The sequence below is a fragment of the Veillonella faecalis genome (assembly GCF_024677885.1).
GTDB lineage: Bacteria > Bacillota > Negativicutes > Veillonellales > Veillonellaceae > Veillonella > Veillonella nakazawae.
Window position 1 is genome coordinate 243,091 of sequence record NZ_JALBWL010000003.1, and the last position, 14,900, is coordinate 257,990.

Here is a 14,900-nt window from a genome sequence, read left to right on the forward strand (position 1 = left end):
ATGTGACCATATTACATTATTTAAATACCTATGTCAATAGTAGGTATTTAAAATTTATAATGATTATTGAAAATAAAAAAGCCCGAGCTATATCTTTTCTAGATATAACTCGAGCTTTATTTAGATTATGTAATTAGAACATGAAGTTTACATCTGTACGCCAGTAATCACCTAATTTATTACCGTCCATATCTTTATTACCGAAGCCATAGTAAGCGCCGATGGATACATTTTGGAATGGTACGTAGTTTACATTAGCTACGAATCCTTTAAAGCCATTACGTACATGGCCGACGCCTTTATTATCTACATAGTGTTGATTGTAGAAGCTATAGGCAGGAGCAAAGGCACTACTGAAGATTGGAGAATTTGCTTCTTCATAGTAGTATTGACCGCGAACGCTATAAGTATGAGCTTTCTTAATGTCATAGTTACCATAACCAAGGCTAGCCATCCACGCATGAGAATCAGATACACCTGGTGCTGTAAGCCATTCGCCGAAGACGTTCCAGCGTTTAAAGTTCATGTTTGCGTTGAGGCCCCAAATGTTTTTGTATGGAGAATCAATAAAGGATTTAACTTGTTTACCAGTAAGTGCATCCACATCTTGGCCTTGGTACAATTTACCATTATGGAAGCGACCATACATACCGCCAAGGGTAACATGTTTATTAAGTTTACCCTTAACTTCAACCATAGCGGCAGTAATAGTATTGTCTTTAGTTTGGTATGTAGGAGCGCCGCCTAACCAGTAACCATAACTAGCGGATACATCAAGCTTGCCATGTTTGTACATAAGACGAGCACCATCAACGAGATCATCATACATAAGACCTAGAGCTGGTGTATAGAGTTGACGACCTACGCGCAAGGTTGTGTCTTTACCAAAATGATGATCTACATAGGCAAGATTAATTTTGCCTTGTGTTGCATTGCTATTACCAAATTCACTAGAGCCTTGAATACGTACAACAGCATCAGTTTTATCATTAACTTTAGCATTAAAGATAACACGGGCACGATAATCAAAGGAAGAATGTTTACCATACGCATAGGTATCATTTTTCAATTCACTGCCACGGTAACGCAATCGATAATTACCAGTTACCTTTACATTCCCGACTTGATTCTCTAATTTTGCCACTCGTACACCTAATGTGTTGAGTTCAGAACCGAATTCATCGGCCAATCGATTAATCATCGCTTGTTGTTCAGCATTGGCTTTATCTTGGTTAGCCATCGCTTTAGCCACCATTTGAGCCATTTCGTAACGCGTAATAGGATTGCTGCCTTTGAAAGTTCCATCAGGGTATCCATTAATAATACCTGCATTTGCTAATTGCTCAACAGATTGATACGCCCAACTAGAAGCATCTACATCGGAAAATGGATTAGCTGCATACACACTTACAGAACCCAATACCATACAGGAAACTAAACTTGCTACCAACTTTTTATTCATTAAAAAGACCTTCTCTCATATAGATATCACATTTATTCATGCGGTGTTGTATAGTTAATATCTTGTGCCTTGTAACTTTCACCATGAGCAAATACGTGAACGATGGTTTCCAATGTGGCACGTACAGTTTCAACAGCCATACTTGGTTGATTTGGTTTATCCACAACTTGGGATGGCAAGTACGGAATGTGCATGAAGCCCGCCTTAATATTGCCTTTTTGTGCTGCATAATGACACACTCCATACATCAAGTGATTGCATACAAAGGTACCGGCTGTATTAGAAACCTTTGCAGGAATGCCATTTTGGTGCAATGCATTGACAATATTTTTAATTGGTAATGTCGCAAAATAGGCACTAGGACCATCGGCTACAACAGGTTCATCTTCAGGTTGGTTGCCTCCATTGTCTGGAATGCGGAAATCGTCACAGTTAATAGCAACACGTTCTACTGTAATATCTGGGCGACCGCCTGCTTGACCTACACATAGAATAAAGTCTGGTTGGCATTGTTCAGCCGCAGCTTTCACAGTATCAACAGATTTGTAACGTACAGTAGGAACCATTTGAGTCACTACCTTATAATCACCATCGGTATAGCCATCCATTGTTTTTACCGCTTCCCAAGCTGGGTTAATAGGTTCACCGCCAAATGGATCAAAACCGGTAATCAAAATTGTTTTCATCACACTACCTCATAACGATATCTTATGGTGCATTAGAATAATCAAACATGACACGTAACCTTAAAAGGATGTATCATATTGTTTCATAAGAATATCGTACTTTCACAAAATGAGTTAAATAAAGTAATACATCAATAAGATGTTTAATACGAGCATAATCAATGCAATTGGAAGTTGAGCTTTAATAACGCCGTATTGGTCGCGCATTTCAAGGAGCGCTACCGGTACGATATTAAAGTTTGCCGCCATAGGTGTCATTAAAGTACCGCAATAGCCAGCAAGCATTGCGATAGCACCAACAGCAGCTGGGTTTGCACCATGGGCTACAACGAGCATTGGAACACCGATAGCACTTGTAATCATCGCAAAGGCTGCAAAAGCGTTACCCATGATCATTGTGAAGATGACCATACCGATGCAGTATGCTACAACTATGAGGAATACATTATCTGCAGGCACCACACTAGCTACAGCACTGGAGATAATTTTACCAACGCCAGCTAAATTAAATAAATAGCCTAGAGCCGCTAATAATTGGGATAAGATAGCAGTCCAACCGATAGCATCGATAAGACGACGACCTTCATGGAAGCCTTGATTAAATGAACCCTTAGTGATGTAAAGAGCAGCACCCATAGCAATGATGGCCGCAATACCAATGCCTACAAGAGCCCCTAATTTAGTAAAGAAGCCAATGATGAATGTGATGATACCAACAAGTAAAGCCGGTACGAAAATAACATTACCAATACGGACTGCTTCGTCTTTTTTGAATTCAATAGGAGATTCAAAGTAATGACCTTTGCCAAGTTGTTTTACCAAGACGATAGCAGCCATGGCGATAACGAGCCAGCCATTGATTTCCTTTGATAGATAAGAACCAAAGATAAAGGACACGCTGTACAAGAGCCAGAATAAACCTGTACCGATACGATATTTATGTTCTTTATCTAAAAATGATTGAATGGCAAAGATAAATAAGATGATCCCTACGAGAAGGTATACATAATCTAAGGGCTGCATTTTATAGATAAGTTCTAACATATTATTCAGCCTCCTTCTTTAATTCTTCTGGTGTAACAAGGATATTAAATTCATTAGGTACTAATTTACCAGCTTTCATATCCTCTTCGTCGCGAGCTACAGAGGCTTGAATTGTTTTATCGAAGATAATAAAGCGAATGAAGTTAACGATATAGGCACAAACAGCAGTTGGCAATCCGTATAACACCATATCTGTTAACTCTACAGAATAGCCTAATTGTTCCATAACACCTTTGATAAGCAATAACCCACCAGCAGCAAGGAACAAGTTTTGACCGAAGAAATTGCCTATATTATCTGCAGAAGCAGCTATACCACGCACCTTATCAAGAGTACGTTGAGATACTGGGCGACCTTGCGCTACTGCAGCTTCACTCATAGGTGCGATCAACGGACGTACCATGGCAACCATACCGGACATGTTAATACCAAAAGCTACAGTTACTTGGCGCACAAATAAGTAAATCATAAAGATACGACCAGCCGTAGCAGCGTTGATCTTGCCGATCAAAATTTCTGCCCGTTCACGTAAGCCATGACGTTCCATAAGACCAATAACAGGTAAAATCAAAATAAATAATGACATATAACGATTTTTAACGAAAGCCTCCCCAATGGCACCAACGATATCGTTGATACTGAGACCACCTGCAAGGCCCGTTACAAAACCTGCGGCTACGACAACTAACAAGGCATTAAAGCGCAGCATCAGACCGATGACCATCACTAAAATACCAGATAAGACTAACATAGTCTCACATCCTTTCTACAAACCATCTATAAACTAGTTCTAAAGTCCATAGATATAATATATATGTTTACATTATATACCCAAATATGTATTTTTTGCATAAACAAATAAACCTTATACATTACTCTCATTTGATACAGTTATTATGTCACATTAAGTACACTCTATATCAAAATAGGTATGTATAAGGTTTGATTAGTTACTAGGCAACTATAATAAATCTTTTTTGAAAAGTATAGTAGTATGTTGTTTACCTCTAAAATGAACTTTATCATATGCTTTAAAGCCGAAAGATTCATACATTTTAGGCAACCACGGATGCTCTTGTGCTGTTCCTAATGTAACAGCTGGCGTTTTAAATTGATTGATCAATAATTCTTCCGCATAACCAAGCGTTTCCCGAGCATAGCCTTTACCTTTGAACTCAGGTGCCGTTACAAAGTGCGCAATGTGTGGAAATTTATCCGGTGTAGAATATTTAATCCACGGCATACAGAACGTAATAGAACTAACAAGTTGCCCATCAATATACAATCCATATACAGGATAGGTTTCGATCCACTCCTTGGATTCTTCTTCTGTAAAATCGATAGCATCGAATGTAATTGGATAGTCTTTAATCGCTGCATAGCCGTCAATTAATACCTTATGATATTCTGCTGTATCCGCTACTGTTAATTGTCTAAATTCTTTCATGGTCTTCCCTCATATCTATGTTTTTATTCATCGGTTTTGTATATTTATTACTTATGAAGGTTATTATACACCTATATGTATTAAGTTGCAATATACTTACATAAATATTGCATGAAGTTTTGATATCTAATAAGAAAATAGAAGATGATATATTGTAATACTAATATATTACACGGTACTAATACTTCTCTATTATAAAAAGTATCCAATATACATAGTTTGTATAAATATTAATATTTTAGAGTCAACATATTAATATCGGTATAAGCACAAAAAAACAGGATGTATCACTGGGATACATCCTGTTTTTGAGCTTTCACAAGCTCGAGGGGAAGTTATCAATATATTATTGATTAATACGGGAACCGTATACGTCGCGTTGAGTTTTAGGTTCGTTGTTAACGCGAACACGTTCTGTTTTATGACGATCGTTGTCAGCACCAGAAATACGATCAACACGGAAGTGGTTAAGACGAATATTTTGTAATTCAGGACCAAATTCGTTCATAGCACGTTTCATGTTGTCATCGATAGGAGCACCATTTTGAAGTGCACGGTACAACATAGTAGCGAATTCGTAACGAGTCATCTTAACATCGCCTTTGAATGTGCCATCAGGGTAGCCAACAAGGATACCATTACCAGCCAATTGGCTAATGTATTGGTAAGCCCAGTGGTTACGAGGAACGTCTGGGAATTCAGCAGTTTTGCTAGGATCAATTGCATGTGGAGTCAAGATTTGTAACAAGTTGTTATATTTGTTTTCCATATCTTGAAGACGTGCATTCAATTCAGCAATTTCACGGCCCATAGCTACGCGAGAGCGGGACTCAGGGGAACGTTTACCAAGACGAATGGATACGCCAGCGTTCAATTGAGATTCGCCAGTACCTACAGTACCACCAACGGAGAACATTGTGTCTTCGTTAGGACGGTAGAAAGCGCCCAATGCAGCGGAGTTAGCATTGTGGTAGTGACCATAACCAGCAGCGATTGTCCATTTGTCATCTGGGTTGAAGTCCAATGGATGTAAAGCAGCCAATGCAGCAGAACCTGCGCCTACTTTATTAACGCGTTTTTCAACATTGCCAACTCGGTTATTCAAGTTAGTAATATTATTGTTGATTTGACCTGGTGTGGAGTTGTTGATTTGAGTTTGTAAATCATTTGCTACGGAGTACAATTGGCTACCGTTTACAGCATCTGTGGAATCAGCGGAAATTTTACCAGCTGCTACGTTGTGGATTTGACGTTCTTGACCAGCTTTACCAACGGATACAGAGCCTACAGGGCTAGTACCTGCGAAGCCACCATATGTATGGCCAGCTACAGTTGCGCTAGTTACGTTTGTTGCAGAACGAGTAGTGGAGTCAGCACCTAATGCAATGGAGTTTGCAGTGGATGCATTAGCTTTGTTACCGATTGCAATGCTGTAATCAGCAGTTGCAGCTGCATCAGAACCGAATACGTTAGTACGTACGCCTGTTGCTTGAGCACCAGCACCGAATGCTTGTGCATGATCGCCAGTAGCTGTTGCAGAGGAACCAATAGCATTAGCATGGTTGCCATTAGCTGTAGCATCAGCACCGATAGCATTAGCTTTGTAACCAGTGGATTTTGCTTGGTGACCAAGAGCTAAAGAACGTACATCGGAAGCTGTTGCACGAGTACCGATTGCAATGCCCCAAGTTTTGTCAGCTTGAGCTTCGTGACCGATAGCAATGGATTCGCTCATTTTAGCTTTTGCTTCGTTACCTACTGCTAATGCAGAGCTACCTAATGCAGTGTTTTTAGAACCGATAGCTACAGAATTACTGTTCCAAGAACCAGTTTGAAGTGTAGCTGCATCAGATTCATTATCGAAAGTACGATCGCGGTAGTTTGTAGTTGTACCAGCTACAGTATTGTTATAACCATAACCGATTGCATTTGTACCATTGATTACGTTGCTATCACCGAAAGCTTGTGCAAAAGCACCTTTTACAGTATTACCATCACCAAATGCATTAGCTTGGTTACCATCAATTGTATTTTGGTTACCATATGCACTGCTAGAACCGTTAGCGCTTGTAATTGTATTACCTTGACCTACAGCGATGCTAGTAGCTGTACCATTTGCAACAGTACCATAAGAAATACTATTATGTGTAGTATCTGGGGTTTGACCAGCTTGATCACCTACGGCTGCAAAAATAAAACCATCTGCTGTAGATACAGGTGTTGCTGCACTTACAGGAGCAACAGTAGCACCTACAGCTGCAGCAGCAGCCAATACAGCAAACGCTAATTTTTTGGAATGTTTGTTTTCTCTCATCTTACACCCTCACTAAATTAAAATTCTTAACCAAACACAATACAATTTTTCAACCTCTCTAAGTTCCGCCTCTCTCCTCGGGCTGATAAAATATACTTCTCACTTCTCACATAAGAAATATATTTGATTCAATTTAAGAAAAATTTATATTGTTGATTACCCGCATAGCATATCAAAGTTTTACGATATAAACAAGCCTTTTTCCCATATAAAGTTCATTAATAGCTCTTCATAATTCCAAAAAATAGCATGATTACTGGCATTCTTTGTTGTATCAATATACTCATCATTTTTAATGATGAGTAAGAAAAATCACAGCTTTTTAAAGATTCTACAGAATATATTTTGTATAACTTATAAATAATTGCTATTTTAATAAGTTTTATGAATATTTCAAGTAGCCCACCAGCCCTTATTCACATTAACTTCATGAATACTTTCTGAACTTCCAATGAGAGAATAATTAATCATTTTTCTGGATTTTATAATAATTTTATTTTTACTCTTAATAGTATTCTATATCTACTTAAATAACTTAATAAGTATACACATATCACCCAAAATATTCGCATAAGTTTACAAAACAAGGCTTAATCTATATATACAGCATCCATATTCTTTCCATAGCTATCATAAATACCAAAAAGCTCCTACGTTACATGAACGTTAGGAGCTTTATATATATTAAGCCAACAAGGCTTTTACAAGTTCTTCTGCTTTGCCAAAATCATCTGCATCTGGGTTCCAGTTACATTTAATTTCAGGTTCCACCACGGAGAAACCATATTTAGTTAATTCTTCACGAAGTACCTTCGTAGATTCACCAGACCAACCGTAGGTACCAAATACGGCAGCCTTTTTATTTTTAAACTTCAATTCACGCAAAAAGTCGAGCCAACCAGCTACAGAAGAGATAACACTATTCCCTACTGTCGGAGAACCAACGGCAATCGCTTTTGATTTAAATACTTCTGTCATGATGTCGTTTTTATTTGTTTTACTGATGTTAAAGATCTTAACCCGTGTATCAGGAGACTGTTTAGCAATCTCATCAGCAATTTTATGGGCTAATTTCTTTGTACCATCCCACATAGTGTCATATACGACTGTAATTTGATCTTCTTGGTATGCTTGAGACCACTCATAGTATTTCTCTACGATTTGCAATGGCTTTTCACGCCAAATTGCACCATGGCTAGTAGCGATAATATCGATTGGCAAGTTGAGCTTTTGAATTTCTTCAACCTTAGCTTTTACCAATGGAGAGAATGGATTCAAAATATTGGCGTAATATTTCATCGCCTCTGCCCATAGACGACATTGATCAGCCTTATCGGCCCACAATTCTTCTACCGCGAAATGTTGTCCGAACGCATCGTTAGAGAACAAAATATTGTCACCAGTCATATAGGTTGCCATAGAGTCAGGCCAATGGAGCATGCGCATTTCTACGAATACCAAAGATTTACCGTTACCGATATCTACGGAATCACCTGTCTTCACAGTTTTAAAATTCCATTCTGGATGATGATATTGACCAACCAAGGACTTAACGGCATTTTCTGTGCAGTAAATCGGCGTATTAGGGATTTTTTCCATCAATGCTGGCAAGGAACCGCTGTGATCGACTTCGCCGTGATTACATACGATAAAATCAATTTTATTTAAATCAATTTCAGATTCCAAATTGTCTATAAACTCTGAGGAATGAGGTTTCCATACGGTATCGATGAGGACGGTTTTCTCCTCTTCAATCAAGTACGCGTTTTGGCTAGATCCATTATTAATACTGTAATCAGAGCCGTGGAATTCTTGTAATTCCCAATCAATTTTACCAACCCAAGATACGTTATTTTTTATATGCTTTCTCATAATAACCTCCATAATTCTTGTGAAAGTCTTTCACAATTAACAATATGTATGGCCTATGTGGTATCTATGTATAAATCTATCTATACTGCTATGCATATATCACAACTCGGTCATTAACTATGGTTTTATTATACCCATATCGCATAGTTAAGTCTGTATCTGCAGGTACAGATTTGATAATTATTCTAAAAAACCACTCATAGATAATCAAATTCTATACATTAGCGTACAATAGATTTCCTATGAGTGGTTACGAGCATATGTAGTTTTAATAGCGGGTTGTTTATTATCTAGCTTAAATAAGCTAGGATAAGGTCCGATTATTTATTCTCAGGCTTAGATAATCCTGGGATAGCTTTATAGATATATAACGCAATATATCCATCAACCATGCTATGAATAATGGTGCCGCCACCTACAAGGACAAATACGACGTAGATAAGATCGATGTTTGGCATTGTAGTTGTCGTATAGAACAAGAGGCATGCGAGTACTTCACCGATGGCATGAATAATGGCACAACCAAGGTTGAACGCAGCGAAGGATAAAGCCCCAGACAGTACACCTGGATGATGTTTAATATAGTAAGCACCCATCAAGGCAAAGATAATATGAGAGGCCGCACGCATAACGATAACAAGTGGGAAACCTGCTACGAAGAAACCTAGTGTAGAACCTATAACTACACAAGCAGCCATCTTACGAGATAAGAACATGGCTAAGAATATAGGCACATGACTGGCCAACGTATACGAAGCCGGTGGAATGACAACTTTCAAAGGCATCATAATAGGAATCATGATGGCTAATGCCATCAATAACGCAGTAATAGTTAAATTTCGATACATGGAAGAATTCATAAAGGCCTCCTTGGAAATGTTTTGCCCACTGATTACATCTACAATATTCTAATGCATAAATTTTTAATATATTAAATACGGACTATAAATATCTTTAATTTCCTACACTGCCCCACAAGTTTAGGATTACCACACCCACTACAATAAGAGCAATACCTAATATAGTGTAAATATTATAGCCCTCACTAAAGATAAAAACCGAAATGAGAGCCGTCACCACTAGACCTACGCCAGACCAGGTAGCATAAGTAACACTAAGAGGAATATATTTCAGTACATGCGTCAATGTATAGAAAGATCCTACATAACCACATACGCAGGCAATAGTCTGTAACGGCCGCGTAAAGCCATCAGATGCTTTCAACATGGTCGTAGCAAATAGCTCAAGCCCTATAGATAAGGCAAGTAAAAAATAAGATAACATAACCCCTCCTACAAAAAAGAGAGGGCCTTACAACCCTCTCTTCAATACATAAGTACGCACTCAATCGCACCTATTATAAGCGTTCGATAACAGCTTGCGCCATTTCTGTGGTACCTACGCGTTTCAACCCTTCGCGGTAGATATCGCCTGTGCGATAGCCATCAACGAGCACTTGTTCAACAGCTTTTTCAATAGCATCAGCCACTTGAGGTAAATCAAGGGAATGACGGCACATCATAGCTGCGGACAAGATTGTGCCTAATGGGTTCGCCAAGTTTTGACCCATGATGTCTGGTGCAGAACCGTGGATTGGCTCGTACAATGCTGTGCCAGTACCCATGGATGCAGATGGTAAAAGCCCGATAGAACCAGAGATAACAGCACCTTCGTCAGACAAGATATCGCCGAACAAGTTTGTTGTAACGATAACGTCGAACTGTGCAGGATTTACAACAAGTTGCATCGCTGTATTATCTACGTAGAAGTAATCTGTTGCGATATCTGGATTAGCTGCCGCTTTTTCTTGAGCGATTTTACGCCACAAACGAGAAGAAGCCAATACATTTGCTTTATCTACAGATACAACCTTTTTATTACGTTTGCGAGCTGTTTCCATAGCAATGTCCATGATGCGCTCTACTTCGTAACGGCTGTAAGTTTCTTTATCCCAAGCAAACTCGTTAGCGCCTTCACCTTGTGCCTCTTCGCGTTCACCGAAGTAAATACCGCCAGTCAACTCACGAACGATAACGAAATCTACATCTTGTACAAGTTCCTTTTTAAGAGGAGAATACTCTTGCAAAGATGGATAGATTTTTACAGGACGCAAGTTGCAGAACAAACCAAGCTCCTTACGAAGACCAAGGATTGCTTTTTCAGGACGGATAGCAGGATCTACATTATCCCATTTAGGGCCGCCTACAGCACCAAGCAATACAGCATCAGCAGCTTTACAAGCCTCAATCGTATCCTCAGTCAAAGGCACACCATATGCATCAATAGACGCACCGCCCGCTTTTTTATCAATCCAATTAACCTTTACATTAGCTTTCTCAAAAGCCACATCACACACAGCCTTCGCTGCAGCAATAATCTCAGTACCGATACCATCACCAGGAATCAATACGATATTCTTTTCGCTCATATTACCTCTCCATATAACAAATGCTCATAGATGAGCCACAAACTCATCAGCCTTTATTGCACTATTCAGGTCTATATAGCCTGTGCCGAGCCTTCACACTCCCAAGAGCCGAATGCTCGTCGAAAACGACTTTGGCCCTGCGTAGGCCGCAGGCCGAAGTCAGACCCGGCCAGTGGAGGCTTGAGACGAGTGTTTGGCTCGCCCTTATTTACGGTTTTTCGCAAAGTTCACAAGACCACCAGCTGCCGCAATATCTTGAATGAATTGTGGCAACTCAGTCCCTTGGTATTGTTCATTTTTAGTCAAGTTATACACGATACCTTTAGACAAATCTACGCCGATTGCATCGCCAGCATCGATACGATCTACTTGTTCGCCGATTTCAACTACTGGCAAACCAATGTTGATTGCATTACGGAAGAAGATACGTGCAAAGGAGTGTGCTACGATAACAGGCACGCCTTTTGCTTTGATAACGCCTGGTGCGTGTTCACGGGAGGAACCACAGCCAAAGTTTTTACCAGCTACCATGATTTCGCCAGCTTTCACATTAGGAGCGAAAGTAGTATCAATGTCTTCCATCGCATGTTCAGCCAATTCGTTCCAATCGGCAATCGCCAAGTAACGAGCCGGAATGATTACGTCTGTATCTACATCGTCGCCGTAGCGCCAGATTTTTTTGCTTTCAAAATCCATATTAAACCTCCTCAGGGCCTGCAATGCGGCCTAATACAGCACTTGCTGCCGCCACGTAAGGGCTTGCCAAATATACTTCAGAATCAACGTGACCCATACGACCACGGAAGTTACGGTTTGTTGTGGAAACTGTGCGTTCCCCTTCAGCCATGATACCCATGTAACCACCTAGGCAAGGACCACATGTTGGCGTGGACACTGCGCAGTCAGCTTGAATGAAGATGTCCAATAAACCATCTTTCATAGCTTGATCATATACATCTTGAGAACCAGGAATTACGATACAACGAACGAATGGAGCTACTTTGCGACCTTTGAAGATTTCTGCAGCTGCCACCAAGTCTTCGTAACGGCCATTTGTACAGGAACCGATGATAACTTGGTCAATTTTAATATCTTTGTCGATCTCGTTGATGTAATGTGTGTTAGATGGCAAATGAGGGAATGCTACAACTGGTTGCAATTTGGACAAGTCAATGGTAATTGTTTGAGCATATACTGCATCAGCATCTGGATTAATTGGTTCTACAGGACGATTTACGCGGCCTTTAATGTATGCTTCAGTAATTTCATCATATGGGAATACGCCACATTTACCACCAGCTTCGATAGCCATGTTACAGATGGTAAGGCGGTCAGCCATAGTCATGTGTTGTACGCCTTCACCAGCAAATTCAAGAGCCATGTAACGAGCGCCATCTACGCCGATTTGACCGATTAAATCAAGAATTACGTCTTTACCAGTTACCCATTTGTTAGGTTTGCCGATAAGTTCAACTTTGATTGTTTCAGGTACTTTGAACCAAGTTTTACCTTCTGCCATAGCAACGCCCACATCAGTGGAGCCTACGCCTGTGGAGAATGCATTTACTGCACCATATGTACAAGTGTGGGAGTCAGCACCGATCATCATTTCCCCAGGACCGATAAGACCTTTTTCTGGCAAAATAACGTGCTCGATACCCATTCTACCGACTTCAAAGTAGTTTGTAATGCCATATTCGCGTACGAAATCGCGCATTACTTTCGCTTGTGTAGCGGATTGAATATCTTTATTTGGTGTGAAATGGTCAGGCACCAAGTAGATTTTATGACGGTCAAATACAGGTTTGCCGATTTTCAAGAACTCTTTACGCGCTGGTGGGAATGTGATGTCGTTCATCAATACCGCATCCAAATGACATTCGATGATTTGGCCCGGTTTTACAACATCAAGACCCGCGTGGCGAGCCATATTCTTTTCAGTAATGGTCATACCCATATTATTTTTCCTCCTCTTGTTCTAGCTCCATAGCTAGGAATACTGAGTTTACTGCATTAATATATGCATTTACACTTGATTTAACGATATCGGTGCTGATACCACGACCATGGTACAAACGACCGTTATATTCTACCTTAAGGGTTGCTTCCCCAAGGGCATCTTTACCTGCTGTAATAGCGCGGATTTGGTAGTCTTTTAAGCTGATTGGCAAGCCAACCACACGTTCAACCGCTTTAAGAGATGCGTCTACTGGACCGTCACCAACGGCAGCATCGGCTTTTTCACCTTCTGGAGTCATGAGACGAACGTCTGCGTAAGCGTAGCCTTTTTCACCCAATTTGTAGTATTGAGCCACAAGCTCGAATGCTTTTTTGTGATGTAAGTTATCTACTACAAGAGCGATGATGTCATCATCGTATACTTGTTTTTTACGGTCTGCCAATTCTTTGAATTTAGCGAAGAGGTCGTTGATTTTCTCTTCTGTGAAAGATTGGAAACCAAGTTTTGCCAAATGATCAGCAAAGGCATGACGGCCAGAGTGTTTGCCCAATACGAGGTCTGTTTTTTCAGCCCCTACGGACTCAGGAGTCATGATTTCGTAAGTTTCAGGGTTGCTCATCATACCATGTTGGTGAATACCAGACTCATGAGCAAATGCATTGGAACCTACGATTGGTTTATTTGGAGGAACTACGACACCTGTCAAACGACTTACGAGTTTAGAAACTTTTGTAAATTGTTTTGTATCAATGTTCACTTGAAGATCGCCGAAGTAATCATGGCGTGTTTTTAGAGCCATTACTACTTCTTCAATCGCTACGTTACCAGCGCGTTCGCCTAGACCATTAATTGTGCCTTCTACTTGGCGTGCACCTGCTTTAATAGCAGCTAACGTATTTGCATTAGCAAGACCTAAGTCATCATGACAGTGAACGGAGATGATGGCATTTTCAATGCCTGGAGTATGTTCTTTGATGTAACGGATTTTGTCACCAAACTCATTAGGGTTCATGTAACCTACTGTATCTGGTACATTAATAATCGTTGCACCACCAGCAATGGCAACACCAAATACTTGGCACGCGAAATCTAAATCAGAGCGTGCTGCATCTTCACCGGAAAACTCGATTTCATCAACTTTACCTTTTGCATACGCCAATACAGATTTAACCTTATCCAAAACCTCTTGGCGAGTCATTTTTAATTTATATTCCATATGAAGTTCGGAAATAGCAATGAATACATGCAAACGGCTACGTTCCGCATCTTTCAATGCATCAATCGCTTTTTGTACGTCCTTTTCATTAGCACGTGCCAACGCACAAATTGTTGCGCCTTTCACTTCGCGTGCAATCGTTTGTACCGCTTCAAAATCCCCAGGGGATGCTGCTGGGAAACCAGCCTCGATTACATCGATGCCGAGGCGTACTAGGCCTTTCGCAATTTCAATTTTTTCAGGTGTTTGTAAAGACACACCTGGTGTTTGTTCCCCATCACGAAGGGTTGTATCGAAGAAATATACGCGATTTTGATCCATAATCTTCACCTTTTCTATACTAATAAAACATAACGCTGTATTATATCTATCTATTGTGAAAGTTTAGTAAAATCGCCGATTTCAACGCTATTTCAGCTGAAGTCAACATAGATACATCAAATCAGTAATTTTACTAGACTTTTACAATAA

Annotated in this window: 13 protein-coding genes; all 13 read right to left on the minus strand. The window is 40.0% G+C overall.

Annotated elements, in window-relative coordinates; all coding sequences use genetic code 11:
* Positions 1–133: 133 nt before the first annotated feature.
* Positions 134–1,462 (minus strand): S-layer homology domain-containing protein, encoded by a 1,329-nt coding sequence (locus MOQ65_RS07835; protein WP_257847206.1) that lies wholly within the window; start codon positions 1,460–1,462, stop codon positions 134–136.
* 32 nt (positions 1,463–1,494) lie between these two features.
* Positions 1,495–2,148 carry a pyroglutamyl-peptidase I gene (pcp, locus tag MOQ65_RS07840; RefSeq protein ID WP_257847233.1) on the minus strand — a complete coding sequence of 218 codons (654 nt, stop codon included), beginning with the start codon at positions 2,146–2,148 and terminating at the stop codon, positions 1,495–1,497.
* Between the two features lie 114 nt (positions 2,149–2,262).
* Positions 2,263–3,192 (minus strand): DUF979 domain-containing protein, encoded by a 930-nt coding sequence (locus MOQ65_RS07845; RefSeq protein WP_178884145.1) that lies wholly within the window; start codon positions 3,190–3,192, stop codon positions 2,263–2,265.
* 1 nt (position 3,193) lies between these two features.
* Entirely contained in the window at positions 3,194–3,943 is a 750-nt protein-coding gene (locus MOQ65_RS07850) for a DUF969 domain-containing protein (protein WP_101928628.1), read from the minus strand.
* Between the two features lie 210 nt (positions 3,944–4,153).
* A complete protein-coding gene (locus MOQ65_RS07855; RefSeq protein WP_119208347.1) occupies positions 4,154–4,639 on the minus strand; it encodes a GNAT family N-acetyltransferase in 486 nt (161 codons plus the stop codon).
* 346 nt (positions 4,640–4,985) lie between these two features.
* Positions 4,986–6,953, minus strand: a complete 1,968-nt coding sequence (locus MOQ65_RS07860; RefSeq protein ID WP_257847207.1) for an S-layer homology domain-containing protein — start codon at positions 6,951–6,953, stop codon at positions 4,986–4,988.
* Positions 6,954–7,637: 684 nt separating this feature from the next.
* Positions 7,638–8,825 (minus strand): oxygen-binding di-iron domain-containing protein, encoded by a 1,188-nt coding sequence (locus MOQ65_RS07865; RefSeq protein ID WP_257847208.1) that lies wholly within the window; start codon positions 8,823–8,825, stop codon positions 7,638–7,640.
* Positions 8,826–9,145: 320 nt separating this feature from the next.
* Positions 9,146–9,685, minus strand: a complete 540-nt coding sequence (locus tag MOQ65_RS07870) for a hypothetical protein (RefSeq protein WP_257847209.1) — start codon at positions 9,683–9,685, stop codon at positions 9,146–9,148.
* 94 nt (positions 9,686–9,779) lie between these two features.
* On the minus strand, positions 9,780–10,109 hold the full coding sequence (locus tag MOQ65_RS07875) for a DMT family transporter (protein WP_129823518.1): 330 nt from the start codon (positions 10,107–10,109) through the stop codon (positions 9,780–9,782).
* Positions 10,110–10,182: 73 nt separating this feature from the next.
* Complete coding sequence (leuB, locus tag MOQ65_RS07880; protein ID WP_005381431.1) at positions 10,183–11,253, minus strand: 3-isopropylmalate dehydrogenase; 1,071 nt, start codon at positions 11,251–11,253, stop codon at positions 10,183–10,185.
* A 204-nt stretch (positions 11,254–11,457) separates the two neighbouring features.
* Entirely contained in the window at positions 11,458–11,949 is a 492-nt protein-coding gene (locus MOQ65_RS07885) for a 3-isopropylmalate dehydratase small subunit (RefSeq protein WP_009351898.1), read from the minus strand.
* A 1-nt stretch (position 11,950) separates the two neighbouring features.
* Complete coding sequence (gene leuC / locus MOQ65_RS07890) at positions 11,951–13,210, minus strand: 3-isopropylmalate dehydratase large subunit (protein ID WP_257847210.1); 1,260 nt, start codon at positions 13,208–13,210, stop codon at positions 11,951–11,953.
* A gap of 1 nt (position 13,211) precedes the next feature.
* Entirely contained in the window at positions 13,212–14,750 is a 1,539-nt protein-coding gene (locus MOQ65_RS07895) for a 2-isopropylmalate synthase (RefSeq protein ID WP_105089572.1), read from the minus strand.
* Between the last annotated feature and the right edge of the window lie 150 nt (positions 14,751–14,900).